Here is a 15,210-nt window from a genome sequence, read left to right on the forward strand (position 1 = left end):
TCTTGACACATGGAGCCGCACCATGTCCTCTGCCTCCCTCAGCAGACGCTCTCTGATGAAGGCCGCCGCCCTTGCCGGAGGAGTGGCGGCCTTCGGGCTGCCTCAGGCCCTGTGGCCCTCCACCGCCGAGGCATACACCGTCCCCTCGAAGATGGACTGGTGGTACCAGGCCAGGTTCGGGATGTTCATCCACTTCGGGTCGTACTCGTACCTCGGCCAGGGCGAGTGGGCGTTCGACAGCCAGCAGTGGAGCAAGGCGGACTACCAGACCCAGGTCACCAAGAACTTCAACCCGACCCAGTTCAACGCCGCCACCATCGCCGAACTGGCCAAGAACGCCGGCATGAAGTACCTCGTGATCACCGCCAAGCACCACGAGGGCTACGCGATGTGGAACTCCGATGTGGCGGGCTTCACCGACACCACGGGTACCAAGCAGTACAACCTGCGCGACTACAACGGCATTCAGACCGACCTGCTCATGGACCTCAAGACGGAATGCGAGAGCCGTGGCATCAAGTTCTGCCTGTACTACTCGATCCTCGACTGGAACCACCCGTCCCAGACCGACCGTCACGAGAGCGGTCTCACCACGATGTCCTCGCAGGCCGCCCGCACCGCCTACATCGCCGACATGAAGGCACAGCTTCAGGAACTGCTGGACCGCTACGACCCGGCACTGCTGTGGTTCGACGGCGACTGGTTCGACGAGCCCTCCAGCCCCACCCTGCAAGACTGGTGGCTGACATCGGACGGCGAAGACCTGTACGACTGGCTGATCGCCCGCAAGCCCGACCTCATCGTCAACGAACGGGTCAAGCGGGACCACGGCCTCGGCGACTACGCGGTCGCGGAGTTCGGGATACCCAGCGCACCCATGAGCCGGCCGTGGGAGCGGTGCGCAACCATGAACGGCTCCTGGGGCTACGACGCGTCGAAGGAGAACTCCTACAGATCAGTCACGGATATCGTTCGAGAGCTCGTGACGGTCGTCTCCCGGGACGGCAACCACCTGCTGAACATCGGCCCCAAGGGCGACGGCTCGGTCACCGCAGGAACCCAAACCGTACTGAACGGCCTGGCCTCATGGATGTCGACGTACAGCGACAGCATTCACGGCACCAGCGGCAGCCCGTTCGCCACCGAACCCGCCTGGGGGAAGGTCACCAAGAAGAACGGCAAGCTCTTCGCCCACGTCTTCACCTGGCCCACGAACGGGCAGCTACGGATCCCGGCGATCGACAACACGATCAACCGCGTCTATCTGCTGAACAACCCCTCGGTCTCGCTCCCGTACACGGTCACCGACCAGATCAACGTCACCGTCCCCGCCACCGCGCCGAACGCCATCGATTCCGTGGTGTGCGTCGAGGTGCAGGGCATGCCCGTGAGGGTCTCGGCGACGGTATTCCAGAACGTCAACTACGAAGGTGCCCGGGCCGTCCTGCCGCTGGGCGGCTACACCTCCTCCCAGCTGTCCGCCGCAGGCCTGGGACCTGCCATGACCTCCTCCCTCCTGGTGCCCGACGGCTACCAGGTGACGGGCTACTCCGGCGACAACTTCACCGGCACCGCCTGGACGTTCACCTCCAACACCCCCGACCTCCGGGTGACCGGCAACAACGACGTCATCGCCTCGCTGAAGGTGACGTTCAGGCCCGACAAATACTTCAGCCTGACCAATGTCACGAACCACCTGGTGCTGGACAGCGGCGGCAATGTCGCGAGCGGCTCGCCCCTGAAGCAGTGGGAGTCGATAGACAACGCCAATCTCCAGTGGCAGGCCATCGAACTCGGGAACGGCTACTACAGGCTCGTCAACCGCACCAACGGCATGGTCGCCGACGGCTGGGGCGCAACCCGCAACGGCGATCCGGCCCGGCAGAAGGCCTGGGACGGCAGCAACACGCAGCAATGGCAGATCGTCCACCGAGGCCAAGGCCAGTACTCCATCGCCAACCGCAGCACGGGACTGGTCCTCGACGGCGGCGGAATGGTCACATCAGGGTCCGTGACCAAGCAGTGGACGTGGCAGCAGAGCACCAACCTGCTGTGGACGATCAGGCCAGTCGGCTGACTGGGTCGGTGGCTGCACAAGCGACTCAAGAACACAGCTGAGCGGTCACATCAGATGCGGCGGTGCTGAAGAGCGCCGCCGCACAGGGAACTTGTCGGTCAGCACCCACCGACTTGCCTGTGCACGCCACACGTTGGGGCGTGTACACCCGGGTGCTCGGTGGTGGCGGGCGTCCAGCGTGCCGGCGCGGCGCGGGACCAGTCCGTCGAGCCGTGCCTGGTGGCGATTGAGCACAGGGCGGTGGACTCCTCCTGTCGCCCACGCTGGTGGCCGAGGGGCCGGAGACGAGCGTCAGCGGCCGGTACGGGTCCAGCCGGTTCAGCGCCTCGGGCACGTCGGGGGCGATCTGGCTCGCCCGGACTACGCAGACGTGCTGGTCCGGCAGCAGAGTCAGGGCCCGGCGGCCCTGGCCGGGGCCGTGGTCGAGGGTCACGGTTCCGGTGACGGCGATGGCGGTGGCGACGGTGGTGATCACGGCGTCCGCAGCGTCGAGCTGGTCCACCGTCAGCGGCGGGACGTCCTCCAGCCGCGACCAGGGCCCCTGGGAGACGAGGTCCTCGGGGAGTCCCGGCGGCATGACCACGGACCGCGCTCCGGTCCGTGCCAGCGCGCGCCCGACGGCGGCCGCGGCACCGGCCATCGGCACCCGGACCACCGTGGCTCGGTACTCGGCGGCGCGTTCGGTGAACAGCCGACGACGTCCGGTCCCGCATGGTCCGCGCGACGCCCGTGCGGGACCGGTACGTCATCGGGGCTCTCGGAGCCCGGCACGTCTGCCAGAGCCGTCCTCACTGCGCCGAGGACTGTCTCGCGGCCGCTCATCGTGCTTCCTTCCCTTCCGCCGCCGTACGGCCTCCGTCTTGTCCGGTCGTTCTCGTACGGCGCCACCAGGCACGCATCGATTCCCGGGCCGGCGCGGGCGCGTCCCGGGTGGCGGACCAGCGGGCGAGGGGACCCGGCAGGAAGCCGATCCGGCCCTCGCGGCCCACGAGGCGGGCCCCGAGGGCTGCGAGCTTCTGGACTGCGGCCAGCCGTCCGGGGGAAGACAGCACGGCGCCCGCGGCCTTCATGGCCAGCGCCTCGGTGATGGGCAGCAACCGGGCCGCACGTTTCGCCTCCACGGCCTTGGCACGCAGATGGACCAGCACTTCAGGAATGTTGATCTTCACGGGGCAGGCGTCGTAGCAGGCACCGCACAGGGTCGAAGCGAAGGGCCGCGAGGCAGCGTTCTCGACGCCGACGAGCTGCGGCGTCAGGACGGCGCCGATCGGGCCGGGGGCGCTCGCCCGTGGACGAGCGGGGCAGGAGCTGGAGGAAGACGTCCAGGTCGGCGAAGGACGGCAGCACTTTCTCGATGCCCATGACGGTGATCAGGGTCTGAGGCAGGGTCAGGCACATCCGCCCGTTGCCCTCCGACTCCCGCGACCACCACCGTGCCGGTGTCGGCGGCGGCGAAGTTGGCACCGGAGACGGCCACTTTGGCCCGCAAGAACTTCTCCCGCAGATGGAGCCGGGCCGCTTCGGCGAGGTCGTGTGGGTTGTCGGTGAGTTCCTCGGGGGCCGGTCTGCCCCAGTCGCCCATCTCCCGCTGGAAGATGTCCAGTTCGGCAATCAGGTCGATGCCTCCCCCACGCTCGACTGCGCTCGCGCGGGGGACCCCCACCGCCAGATCGTCCACTCGCTCACGCCGGCGGCGCGGATGGCGGCGGTCAGCTCCTCGGGCACCTCCCGGTGCGCCGCCTCGTACTCCTCGACGCGGTCGGCACGGACCCTGGTGTGCAGGGCGACCCTCATGACGGCTCCTTCTCAGCCGGCACTACGGGGACGGGGACGCCCTCGGCCAGCAGCCCCTCGGCGCGCAGCTCGCCCCACAGCGCGTCCGGGATCGGGCGGCGCAGCTGCTCGACGGTGTCGCGTACCTCGTCGGCGGAGCGGGCGCCGGTCAGGACGCTCGCGACCGCGGAGTGGCCGAAGGGGAAGCGCAGGGCGGCGGCGCGCAGCGGGACGCGGTGGCGTTCGGCCACCTTCAGCAGGCGCAGCGCGCGGTCGAGCACCGCCCGGGGCGCCGGGGCGTAGTCATATGTGGCGCCCGGCCTCGGATCGGTGAGCAGGCCGGAGTTGAAGACCCCTCCTACGACCACGCTCCGGCCTCGCGCGGCGGCCTCCGGCAGTAGTTCGGCGAGCCCGCCCTGCTCCAGGAGGGTGTAGCGGCCGGCCAGCAGTACCACGTCGATGTCGGTCTCGCGCAGGAAACGGGCGGGCAGCGCGGACTGGTTCATGCCGACGCCGATGGCCCCGACCACGCCTTCGGTGCGCAGGCGTTCCAGCGCCGGATACGCCTCGCGCAGGGCCTGCTCGGCGTGGTCGTCCGGGTCGTGCAGCAGCGCCACGTCGATCCGGTCGAGGCCGAGGCGGTCCAGACTCGCCTCCAGGGAGCGCAACACCCCGTCGGCGCTGAAGTCCCAGACGCGGCGGTGGGTCGCGGAGACGGCGAAGCCGTTCGCGAGGTCGTCGCCGCAGCCACCCTCCGGGTCGGGGACGAGCAGCCGGCCCACCTTGGTGGAGACGGTGTAGGTGTCCCGGGGGCGGTCGCGCAGGGCCGCGCCGAGCCGCCGTTCCGACAGGCCGAGCCCGTAGTGGGGTGCGGTGTCGAAGGTGCGGATTCCTGCGTTCCAGGCCGCGTCCACGGTGGCGAGGGCGGCCTCGTCGGTGACCGGCTGGTAGAGGTTGCCGATGGCCGCGCACCCGAGCGCGAGCTGCGTGACCCCGACCGCGCTGCCGCCCAGCGTGGTGGTTCTCACGACACGGCCGCCGGGCGCAGCCGCAGCCCCTGCATGCCGCCGTCCACCGCGAGTGCGGTGCCCGTGACGGACGCCGCGGCGGGACTCGCGAGGTAGACGATGGCGGCCGCCACCTCGTCGGCGGTGACCAGACGGCCCATGGGCTGGCGGGCGTTGAGCGCGGCACGCTCCGCTTCCGGGTCGTCGGCGGCGTCCAGCAGCCGACCCACCCAGGGGGTGTCGGCGGTACCGGGGTTGACACAGTTGACGCGGATGCCCTCGCGGACGTGGTCGGCGGCCATGGCGAGGGTGAGGGACAGCACGGCGCCCTTGCCGGCTGAGTACAGGGCGCGCTGTGGCAGTCCGGCGGTGGCCGCGATGGAGCAGGTGTTGACGACGGCCGCAGTGCCCGGACGGGCAGTGGCAGCGCTGCGCAGATGGGGGAGGGCGGCCCGGGTGGTGCGGACCATGCCGAGGACGTTGACGTCCAGGACGCGGTGCCACTGCTCGTCGGGGTTGTCCTCGACGGTACCGATGGCGCCGATGCCTGCGTTGTTGACGAGGATGTCGATGCCGCCCAGCCCGGTGGCCGCGGCCTCCACGGCGGCGCGTACCGAGGTGTCGTCGCTGACATCGGCCTTGAGACCGAGCAACGGCCGTGGCACACCGGCGGGTTCGAGGTCCAGGACGGCCACCGCCGCGCCCTGCGCGGCCAGCGCGCGGGCCGTGGCGAGCCCGATTCCTGCAGCGCCTCCGGTGACGACGGCTCTGAGACCTGACAGATCGGTCATGCCGCATCCTCCTGCCCGGCGTGGTCGGCCGCCCAGAACGTCCCGTCGGGGTAGCGGTATTCGGCGAGGGATTCCTCGCGCATGGTGGCGGAGAAGCCGGGGGAGAGCGGCGCGGTGTAGTGGCCGTCGCTCATCACCACGGGCTCGGTGAAGTGCTGATGGAGATGGTCGACGTACTCGATGACCCGGTTCTCGGTGGTACCGGACAGCGCCAGGTAGTCGAACATCGACAGGTGCTGCACCAGCTCGCACAGCCCGACTCCGCCGGCGTGCGGGCACACCGGCACCCCGAACTTGGCGGCGAGCAGCAGGATGGCGAGGTTTTCGTTGACTCCGCCGACCCGGGCGGCGTCGATCTGGAGGATGTCGAGGGCGCCGGCCTGGAGGAGTTGCTTGAAGACGATGCGGTTCTGCACGTGCTCGCCGGTGGCGACCTTCACCGGTGCCACCGCACGGCGTACTGCCGCGTGGCCGAGGACGTCGTCGGGGCTGGTGGGCTCCTCGATCCAGTACGGATCGAACTCGGCGAGCGCCTTGGTCCACTCGATCGCCTCGTCGACGTTCCAGCGCTGGTTGGCGTCGATGGCGATGCGGATGCCGTCGCCGACGGCGGCACGGGCGGTGCGCATCCGCCGGATGTCGTCGTCGAGGTCGGCGCCGACCTTGAGCTTGATCTGGGTGAAGCCGTCGGTGACGGCCTGCTTGGCGAGCCGGGTGAGCTTGTCGTCGGAGTAGCCGAGCCAGCCGGGCGAGGTGGTGTAGCCGGGATAGCCGCGCTCCAGCAGGATCGACTCGCGCTCCGCGAGCCCCGTCCGGCCTTCGCGCAGCAGCCTCAGAGCGTCCTCGGGGGTGAGGGCGTCGGCGATGTAGCGGAAGTCGACCTGGGAGACCAGCCATTCGGGTTCTGCGTGGGCGAGCAGTTGCCACAGCGGCTTGCCCTCCCGCTTGGCGGCGAGGTCCCACACGGCGTTGACGACGGCGCCGATCGCCATGTGCATCACGCCCTTCTCGGGGCCGAGCCAGCGCAGCTGGCTGTCCCCGATCAGGTCGCGGCTGAGCGAGCCCGGGTCGGCGCACAGCTCCGCCACGTCACGCCCCACCACGTGCGGCCGCAGTGCGTTGATCGCGGCCGCCTGGACGTCGTTGCCGCGTCCGATGGTGAAGGTGAAACCGTGGCCTTCGGGCCCGTCGCCGGCGTCCGTGCGCAGCACGACGTAGGCGGCGGAGTAGTCGGGGTCCGGGTTCATCGCGTCCGAGCCGTCCAGTTCCCGTGAGGTGGGGAAGCGGACGTCGTAGGTGTCGACCGCGGTGATCCGGGCGGAGGTTGCAGTCAAGGGGGTGCCTTTCACGCTTGGCCGAAGGTCTGGCGCTGGCTGCCGAGTCCGTCCACGGACAGCTCGACGGTGTCGCCGGAACGCAGATAGGGGGTGCCGGGAAGGCCGAGGGCGACGCCCGCGGGTGTACCGGTGTTGATCACGTCGCCCGGCTCCAGAACCATGTACTGGCTCAGGTACGACACGATGTGGTCGACCGGGAAGATCATGTCGCTGGTGTGGCCGTCCTGCCGCTTCACGCCGTTGACGCTCAGGTGTAGTCCGAGGTTCTGCGGGTCGCCGACCTCGTCGGCGGGGACCAGCCAGGGGCCGAGGGGATTGAAGGTCTCGCAGGACTTGCCCAGGTCCCACTGCGGCGAGTACTCCAGCTGGAACTCACGCTCCGAGACGTCGTGGCTGACCGCGTAGCCGGCGATCACCGTCCGCGCGGCGGCCGGCCCGTCGAGGTAGCGTGCCCGGCGGCCGATGACGACCGCCAGTTCGACCTCCCAGTCCGTCTTCACCGAGCCTCGGGGAATCAGCACTTCGTCGTACGGGCCCACGACCGTGCCCGGGTCCTTCATGAAGACCACCGGACGCGGCGGGATCGGCGCTCCGGTCTCGGCGGCGTGGTCGCGGTAGTTCAGGCCGACACAGACGATTTTGCCGGGACGGGCGACAGGTGCGCCGACCCGCAGACCGTCCGCGTCCAGTTCGGGCAGCCCGCCCGCCGCGACCGCCGCACGGGCTCGGTCGACACCGTCCTCGGCAAGGAACGCGCCGTCGATGTCGGAGGCCACGGATGACAGATCCAGCAGTCGGCCGTCGTCGGTGCGGACAGCGGGCCGCTCCTCGCCGGGCGCGCCGACTCGTAGCAGTTTCACTGGGCAACTCCTTGCCATGGGTTGGTTCGTGAGGGGGTCACCGGCCGAATGGGCGCGCCGCCGTCGGTGCCATGAGCAGGACCTGCGGAGGGTTTGGCGCCTCTTCCCAGTCATCGGAGGAATGGCGGCAGGGTGACTGTAAACGCAGAAGGGCCCGCTGACCAAGGAAACCTCGGATGTATTTCGCCATCGTTGGCTGCTGCTTCCCGTCTGTCTGGTTAGTATGAGTTGTTTTGCCCATGAATGGAGATGAGGTTCGGTGTCTTCCCCCCGATGAATCCGGAGAGCCCTCACACGCTCATCTTCCCTGCTGAGAGCAGGGAGCGTCGGTCGGTTCTCCGGGTTTTGAGGGGGCTGGCACCGCCACGCATCCGTCCCGCCTCGCCATCGCGGGGCGGTCTGCGGTGGCCTCGTTGCTGAATTGTGAGCTGTTGTCCCTCAGCGCCTCAAACTCGCAGTCACCGATATAAGCGCAGGTGGGAAGCGGTTTTGGCAGGCGATCCAGGGTGCCCGCGCGGACTCGTGGCGGTCTGCGGGCCTCCGGAACGGAAATCTGCGGCCGTGCACTCTTGTCAACGCCGGCAACGCCGTCGTAACGTCCTCGACGTCCCAAATACATCGGAGGAATGGCTCGCACGTTCCGGTGTACAACCGGTGCGCACCGTGCGGCCGTTCGGCCTCCATGTCCGTCTGGCTGCCACTCCCTCACGCCCCCGTCTGGTGCGGTCCGCGCATGCCCTTGCGCCGGATCCGCAGTCTGCCCGGCGGCGGCCTCGTCCTTCCCCCGCAGGCGAGTACGCCCCCTCCACCCTCGCCCGGCGGCTCCCCGCCCTGCCTGAAGAGAGAACACGGTTATGAAGCTCGCTCGCACCCGCTCCACCGCCGCAGGCGTCATCGCCGTCGTGGCGGCGATGACGCTCGTCACCGCGTGCAATCGCGACAGTTCCGACTCGGCCGGCTCGAGCAGTGACGCACCCGCGATCGGCATCGACCTGCCGCGCTCCGACTCCGACTTCTGGAACTCCTACGCGCAGTACCTGAAGAAGGACATCAAGTCCGATGGTGTCAACGCCCTCCCGCTGAGCAACTCGCAGAACGACGTCACCAAGCTGGTCGCCAACGTCCAGGTGTTCCAGAACACCGGTGCCAAGGCCGTCGTCATGGCGCCCCAGGACACCGGCGCCATCGCCTCCACCCTCGACACCCTGTCGGCTGCGAAGATCCCGGTGGTCAGCGTCGACACCCGTCCCGACAAGGGCGACGTCTACATGGTCGTCCGCGCCGACAACAAGGCGTACGGCACCAAGGCCTGCGAGTACCTCGGCAAGCAGTTGAACGGCGAGGGCAAGGTCGCCGAGTTGCAGGGCGCCCTGGACTCCATCAACGGGCGCGACCGCTCCGAGGCCTTCGCCGCCTGCATGAAGGAGAAGTTCCCCAAGATCAAGGTGTTCGAGCTGCCCACCGACTGGAAGGGCGACGTGGCCTCCGCCAAGCTCCAGTCGCTGCTGGCCCAGCACCCGGACCTGAACGGCATCTACATGCAGGCCGGCGGTGTCTTCCTGCAGCCCACCCTGGCGCTGCTGGAACAGAAGAAGCTGCTCAAGCCGGCGGGCCAGAAGGGCCACATCACGATCATCTCCAACGACGGCATCCCGCAGGAATTCGACGCCATCCGCAAGGGCCGGATCGACGCCACCGTCTCCCAGCCCGCCGACCTTTACGCCAAGTACGCCCTCTACTACGCCCAGGCCGCGGCCGAGGGCAAGACCTTCAAGCCGGGCAAGACCGACCACGACTCCACCATCGTCAAGATCCCGGGCGGCCTGGAGGACCAGCTGCCCGCCCCGTTGGTGACCAAGGACAACGTGGACGACAAGACCCTGTGGGGCAACAACGTCGGCTGATCACCGGCAGCTCACGCCCGCGGCGGGGAGGGAACGGCACCTGCCTCCGTCCCCACCGCGCTCTTCCCCGCTCCCCAGCATCCGACGTCAAAGGACGGAATCCACCATGGCGGATACCGCGACCGGTCCCGAGCATCCGGCCCCGGTGGCCGAGGCGACCGGCATCAGCAAACGGTTCGGCGCGACCGTCGCCCTGCGCGACGCACGTATCAGCGTCGCCGCGGGCGAGTCGCACGCCTTGGTCGGCCGCAACGGCGCCGGCAAGTCGACGCTCGTGTCCATCCTCACCGGCCTCCAGCAGCCCGACACCGGCAACCTGCGCTTCTCGGGCGAACCGGCGCCCGCCGTCGGCGACATCGACGCCTGGCGCTCCCGCGTCGCCTGCGTCTACCAGCGCTCCACCATCATCGGTGACCTGACCGTCGCCGAGAACCTCTTCCTGAACCGGCAGAGCGCCGGCGCGGTACAGCCCATCCGCTGGAAGCAACTGCGGCTGCGCGCGGAAGAGTTGCTCGGCGAGTACGGCGTGGCCGTCGACCCTGCCGCACGCGCGAAAGACCTCACCGTCGAGCAGCGGCAGTTCGTCGAGATCGCCAGGGCCCTGTCTTTCGGCGCCCGATTCATCATCCTCGACGAACCGACCGCCAAGCTCGACGCCCGCGGCATCGGCCGCCTCTTCGACAAGCTCCGCGACTTGCAGGACCAGGGCGTCGCCTTCCTCTTCATCTCCCACCACCTGCAAGAGGTGTACGACCTCTGCAGCACGGTCACCGTCTACCGCGACGCGGCCCACATCCTGACCGCGCCCGTGGCCGAGCTCGGTCACCAGGCGCTGGTGGAGGCCATGACCGGCGAGTCCGCCTCCGTCGCGGCGGTCGCCGAGAGCCGGCCCCCGGCCGCACGGGCAGGCTCCGAGGAAGTGCTGGAGATCAGCGGCCTGACGCTTCCCGGTGCCTGCGAGGAGCTGTCTCTCTCGGTCCGCGCGGGCGAGGTGATCGGGCTCGCCGGTGCCGCGGCCAGCGGCAACGTCCAGGTGGGCGAGGCCGTCGCCGGTCTCCACCGGGCCAAGGAGGGCAGGATCTCGGTCGGCGGGAGGAGCGTGCACACCGGCAGCGTGCCGTCCGCCCTGGCCGCCGGGGTCGGTCTGGTCCCCGAGGACCGCCACCTCCAGGGACTGGTCAACAATCGCAGCGTCGCGGAGAACGCCACCCTGACCGTCACCGACCAGCTCGGCCCGCTGGGCACGGTCCTGCCCGCCCGGACCAGGGCCTTCGCCCAGCGCATGATCCAGGACCTCGACATCAAGACCCCGGGCGCCACCACGCCGGTCTCCGCCCTGTCCGGCGGCAACCAGCAGAAGGTCGTCGTCGCCCGCGCCCTGGCCACCGACCCCCATGTGCTGGTGGCCATCCGCCCCACCAACGGCGTGGACGTCAAGTCCAAGGAGTTCCTGCTCGGCAGGATCCGGCAGGTCGCCGACGGCGGCAAGGCCGCGCTGATCGTCTCCGACGAACTGGACGACCTCAAAGTGTGTGACCGGGTCGTCGTCATGTTGCACGGCCGGGTGGTCGCCGAGTTCGACCGCGGCTGGAAGGACGACCACCTCGTCGCCGCCATGGAGGGCGTCGGCACCCCCCTCGCATCCACCGTATCCGGCACCGACGAGCACGGAAGGTAGTCATGTCCGCCACCACAGAACTCACCGAGCCCGCAGCGAGCGCGGCGGAGCCGGCCACCGCGGACACCGCCCGCCGCCGGGTCGACCTCGGCCGCTTTCGTGAACTGTCCCTGGTTCCCGCCATCCTTGTCCTGATGCTGATCGGGTTCATCGTCTCGCCGGCCTTCCTCACCGCCGACAACCTCATCGGCGTCGCCCAGCAGTCCACCGAGCTGAGCCTGCTCGTCCTCGCCACCACTTTCATCCTCATCTGCGGACGGATGGACCTGTCCCTGGAGTCGACCATCGGTGTGGCTCCGGTCATCGCCGTGTGGCTCGTGCTGCCTTCCAGCGGTGGGCGGTTCATGGGCCTCGGGCTGTTTCCCGAATGGGCGGCGGTCCCGCTCTGCCTCCTGGTCGGCGCGGTGATCGGCGCCGTCAACGGCTTCCTCATCCTCAAACTGCGCCTCAACGGTTTCATCGTCACCCTCGGCGCCCTGACCATGCTGCGAGGCCTTCAGGTGGCCCTCTCCGAGGGCCAGTCCATCGTGGAGCTGCCGTCCTCGTTCACCTACCTGGGCAAGGCCTCCTGGCTGGGCGTCCCGGCCGCCATCTGGATCTGCGCGCTGCTGTTCGCGGTGGGCGGCAGCGCGCTGGCGTGGCTGCGGCACGGCCGCGCGCTGTACGCGATCGGAGGCAACGCGGATGCCGCCCGCACCGCAGGCATCCGCGTCGACCGGATCGTCTGGGTGGTGCTGATCATCGGCAGCCTGCTCGCCGCGTTCGCCGGAATCCTCTACAGCGGGCACTACGGCTCCATCTCCGCGACCCAGGGCAGCGGCTGGATCTTCCAGGTCTTCGCCGCGACCGTCATCGGCGGAGTGAGCCTCAACGGCGGCAAGGGCTCCGTGTTTGGCGCCCTCACTGGGGTCCTCACCCTCCAGCTGGTCGTCAACGTGATGACACTGGCAGGTGTACCGCCCCTGTGGAACCAGTTCCTCAACGGCGCGATCATCATCGTCGCCCTGATCATCTCCCGCTTCGCCTCCGGCGAGAAGCAGGAGTAGAGGACGACTCCCGGCGGCTTCGCCCTCCGCCCGGACGAGGACCGGGCGGAACGCGACGGCCCTTACCCCCCACAGAGAGGCACCCCAGTGGCACTGACGGACGAGGCCATGGACAAGATCAAGGCGATGATCGTCGCCGGCGAACTCGCCCCCGGCTCCCGCCTTCCCAAGGAGGAGATCCTCGCCGCCCAGCTCGGGCTCTCCCGCAACTCGCTGCGCGAAGCCGTGCGGGCCCTGACCGCCATGCGGATCCTGGTCAGCCGACAGGGCGACGGCACCTACGTCTCCAGCCTGGAGCCCCACCTTCTCCTCGAAACGCTGTCCTTCGCAGCGGATGTGTCCCAGGGGCGTGCCGCCCTGCAGTTGCTCCAGGTACGCCGACTGCTCGAACCCCAGGCGACCGGACTGGCCGCGGCCATGCTGCAACCGCACGACCTCCAAGAACTCCGCGACATCCTCGACCGGTGCCGTTCGGCCGCAACCGTCGAGGACTTCGTCGCCCACGACATCGCCTTCCACCTGCGCATCGTCGAAGCCGTCGGCAACCCGGTTCTCTCCATGCTCCTGGAGGTGCTCTCCACCCGCACTCAGCGGGTACGCATCGTCCGAGGCAGCCGCACCCGTGATGCGCTGGACAGCGCCCACCAGGATCACGAGGAGATCCTCCGCGCGCTCCAGGCACGCGACGCGCTGCTCGCGGTCTCTGCCGCGACTGTTCACATCACTGCCGTCGAGCAGTGGCTGGTGACGAGCTGCGTGGACGACACTCTCCGCCCGATCGACGGCTGACCGCTCCCCACCGCTTTCCGGGGCCGTCCCCAGGATCGTGCTTCACCTTGAATCGACCATCGGACGTACCCAATTGGGGCTCGTGGCCAGAGAGATGTCGCTGCCCCGGTGCGGCGCCTTCTCCCGGGACTGACCGGTCCCGGTCCCGGCGGTACTCCTAGTCCGGCGCGCATCCTCGCAGGATGTACGCGATCACGTCGTCCGGACCGTGTTCGGCGGTCTCGGTCGGCAGCATGCCGCTGGCTGCCAGCCCGGCATAGCCGCGCAGGGTGGTGAAGACCGGCAGGGCCAGGCGCTGCCACGGTCCTGCGAAGAAATGGTCGGTGGCGTCGGGGCGCAGCACGAAGGATCCCTCCGGCCTGCTCAGCCGCACCTGGTCTCCCACCTCGGCGGTCCGTCCCCACCGAGCCCCGCGCCCGGATGATCCAGCACGCACAGCTCGACAAGGCCTGCGGGTTCGTAGCGCCACACCGAGTACGTACGCCGGGTCAGCCCGCTGCCCATCAGCACCCGCACCTGCTGGCCGGGCCGCACCCTCAGCCCGGCGTTCCGGGAGCGGCCTGGACATGTTTGCTGCCATCGAATGTTGAGCGCACCGGCAGGCGGCAGACGCACCTCGCAACAAGGCTCCGGCCGGAGGTTACGGACGTACGTGTTCCCGAGTTCACGGAGCGCGTGAGCGCGACCGGCGGGGCCCAGGTGCCGACTGGCGCCTGGTCACCGAACCGAGCTCAGTGGCATGACCCTGTAGTACGTCGGCACTGCGATCACGGCGACCGCGACGTGCATCAGGAGCAGCGCCACCACACCGGTCACCTCGCCCTCGCCGAACAGGAAAAAATCCGGCACGCAGGACAACACGACGACCGACGGGACGAGTCGGCGGAGCAGCCGTTCGGGATCGGGGGAGAACCTGCGGACGAGGGTCCACCCGACGGAACCTCCCAGCACTCCCAGCGCAGTCAGCCGCAGCAGGAAGGCGACGAACACACCTCCCGTCACCGTGATCGGACCCCGACGGGAGGGGAGCGTCTCAGAGACACGGGACATGGCAACTCCAAACGGACGCGAGGGACATTGGTCAGTTCTTGGGGCTACTTGTGGCATTCACTTGTTGAAAGAAGCGGTCGCCGTCACGCCTGCCGGCTGCGCGCCGTGTCGTAGCCACGAGGTAGTGGACGGCAACGGCGAAAACCAGCAGCGCGGTCCAGTCGTTCAGGCGCAGGCCGAGGATGTGGTGGGCCTCGTCCACCCGCAAGTACTCGATCCAGAAGCGACCTGCGGCGTACGCGGCGGCGTACAGCGCGAACGCCCGCCCCCGGTCGAGACGGAAACGGCGATCCGCCCACAGGACCAGGGCGACCACGCCGAGACACCACAACGACTCGTACAGGAACGCCGGGTGATAAGTGGCCAGGTTCGGGGTGTCCTCAGGCCGGTGCGCGGGGTCGATCTCCAGGGCCCAGGGGAGGGCGGTGGCCCGCCCGTAGAGCTCCTGGTTGAACCAGTTGCCCCAGCGGCCGATGGCCTGCCCCAGTGCGATGCCGGGAGCGACGGCGTCGGCGAACGCGGACAGCGGAACGCCGTTACGGCGGCAGCCGATCCAGGCTCCGACGGCACCGCCGGCGATGGCGCCCCAGATACCGATACCGCCGTCCCAGATGAACAGGGCCTTCGCCGGATCACCACCCTTGCCGAAGTACGGCTCGCTGGAGGTGATCACGTGGTAGAGGCGGGCGCCGACCACGCCGAAGGGGACCGCCCACAGAGCGATGTCCGCCACGACGGCCTTCTCTCCGCCGCGTGCGGCCCATCGACGGCCACCCAGCCACACGGCGGCGGCGATGCCGAGGATCAGCATCAATGAGTAACCGCGCAGCGGCAGCGGCCCCAGCTGGACCTCACCGACGGACGGGCTGGGAATGAAGGCCAAGGTCACGGGTAGTTC

General features: G+C 69.2%; 12 protein-coding genes and 3 pseudogenes. 5 read left to right on the top strand and 10 right to left on the bottom strand.

Translation table 11 applies throughout. The features are described from left to right. Positions 1-22 precede the first annotated feature (22 nt). Positions 23-2,077 carry an alpha-L-fucosidase gene (locus tag ACSUPV_RS39015; RefSeq protein WP_382616065.1) on the top strand — a complete coding sequence of 685 codons (2,055 nt, stop codon included), beginning with the start codon at positions 23-25 and terminating at the stop codon, positions 2,075-2,077. Between the two features lie 25 nt (positions 2,078-2,102). Here ACSUPV_RS39015 and ACSUPV_RS39020 read toward each other — a convergent pair whose 3' ends face one another. The 7 genes and pseudogenes from ACSUPV_RS39020 to ACSUPV_RS39050 form a co-directional block, all read right to left on the bottom strand. Next, positions 2,103-2,717: a LutC/YkgG family protein gene (locus ACSUPV_RS39020; RefSeq protein ID WP_436949988.1), complete on the bottom strand. Its 615-nt coding sequence runs from the start codon at positions 2,715-2,717 to the stop codon at positions 2,103-2,105. Positions 2,718-2,895: 178 nt separating this feature from the next. Further along, positions 2,896-3,677, bottom strand: a pseudogene (locus ACSUPV_RS39025) (LUD domain-containing protein); the annotation flags it as partial. Positions 3,678-3,730: 53 nt separating this feature from the next. After that, a pseudogene (locus ACSUPV_RS39030) lies at positions 3,731-3,871 on the bottom strand (L-rhamnose mutarotase); the annotation flags it as partial. Further along, positions 3,868-4,878, bottom strand: coding sequence for an aldo/keto reductase (locus ACSUPV_RS39035; RefSeq protein ID WP_436949653.1), 1,011 nt, complete (start codon positions 4,876-4,878; stop codon positions 3,868-3,870). The pseudogene ACSUPV_RS39030 and the gene ACSUPV_RS39035, both read right to left, overlap by 4 nt. Beyond that, entirely contained in the window at positions 4,875-5,648 is a 774-nt protein-coding gene (locus tag ACSUPV_RS39040) for an SDR family NAD(P)-dependent oxidoreductase (RefSeq protein ID WP_359787452.1), read from the bottom strand. Before ACSUPV_RS39040 ends, ACSUPV_RS39035 begins: the two co-directional genes overlap by 4 nt. Then, complete coding sequence (locus tag ACSUPV_RS39045; RefSeq protein ID WP_436949654.1) at positions 5,645-6,982, bottom strand: L-fuconate dehydratase; 1,338 nt, start codon at positions 6,980-6,982, stop codon at positions 5,645-5,647. The genes ACSUPV_RS39040 and ACSUPV_RS39045 overlap by 4 nt, the downstream gene beginning before the upstream one ends. A gap of 11 nt (positions 6,983-6,993) precedes the next feature. Beyond that, the gene (locus ACSUPV_RS39050) at positions 6,994-7,845 is read right to left on the bottom strand and encodes a fumarylacetoacetate hydrolase family protein (protein WP_359787457.1); all 852 of its coding nucleotides are present in this window, start codon (positions 7,843-7,845) and stop codon (positions 6,994-6,996) included. 854 nt (positions 7,846-8,699) lie between these two features. On the opposite strand from ACSUPV_RS39050, the gene ACSUPV_RS39055 reads away from it, so the two are divergent. The 4 genes from ACSUPV_RS39055 (at position 8,700) to ACSUPV_RS39070 (ending at position 13,262) form a co-directional block, all read left to right on the top strand. Beyond that, entirely contained in the window at positions 8,700-9,749 is a 1,050-nt protein-coding gene (locus ACSUPV_RS39055) for a sugar ABC transporter substrate-binding protein (protein WP_382616072.1), read from the top strand. A gap of 106 nt (positions 9,750-9,855) precedes the next feature. Next, complete coding sequence (locus ACSUPV_RS39060; RefSeq protein WP_436949655.1) at positions 9,856-11,427, top strand: sugar ABC transporter ATP-binding protein; 1,572 nt, start codon at positions 9,856-9,858, stop codon at positions 11,425-11,427. Positions 11,428-11,429: 2 nt separating this feature from the next. Beyond that, the gene (locus ACSUPV_RS39065; RefSeq protein ID WP_436949656.1) at positions 11,430-12,473 is read left to right on the top strand and encodes an ABC transporter permease; all 1,044 of its coding nucleotides are present in this window, start codon (positions 11,430-11,432) and stop codon (positions 12,471-12,473) included. Positions 12,474-12,560: 87 nt separating this feature from the next. Continuing rightward, positions 12,561-13,262 carry a FadR/GntR family transcriptional regulator gene (locus ACSUPV_RS39070; RefSeq protein ID WP_037758140.1) on the top strand — a complete coding sequence of 234 codons (702 nt, stop codon included), beginning with the start codon at positions 12,561-12,563 and terminating at the stop codon, positions 13,260-13,262. 157 nt (positions 13,263-13,419) lie between these two features. Here ACSUPV_RS39070 and ACSUPV_RS39075 read toward each other — a convergent pair. The 3 genes and pseudogenes from ACSUPV_RS39075 to lgt all read right to left on the bottom strand — a co-directional run. Continuing rightward, a pseudogene (locus tag ACSUPV_RS39075) lies at positions 13,420-13,808 on the bottom strand (siderophore-interacting protein); the annotation flags it as partial. Between the two features lie 171 nt (positions 13,809-13,979). Continuing rightward, a complete protein-coding gene (locus ACSUPV_RS39080; RefSeq protein ID WP_436949657.1) occupies positions 13,980-14,312 on the bottom strand; it encodes a DUF6069 family protein in 333 nt (110 codons plus the stop codon). Positions 14,313-14,343: 31 nt separating this feature from the next. Then, a complete protein-coding gene (gene lgt, locus ACSUPV_RS39085) occupies positions 14,344-15,201 on the bottom strand; it encodes a prolipoprotein diacylglyceryl transferase (RefSeq protein WP_436949658.1) in 858 nt (285 codons plus the stop codon). Positions 15,202-15,210: the final 9 nt, after the last annotated feature.

The organism is Streptomyces sp. SudanB52_2052 (assembly GCF_964272415.1).
GTDB classification, from domain to species: Bacteria; Actinomycetota; Actinomycetes; order Streptomycetales; family Streptomycetaceae; genus Streptomyces; species Streptomyces olindensis.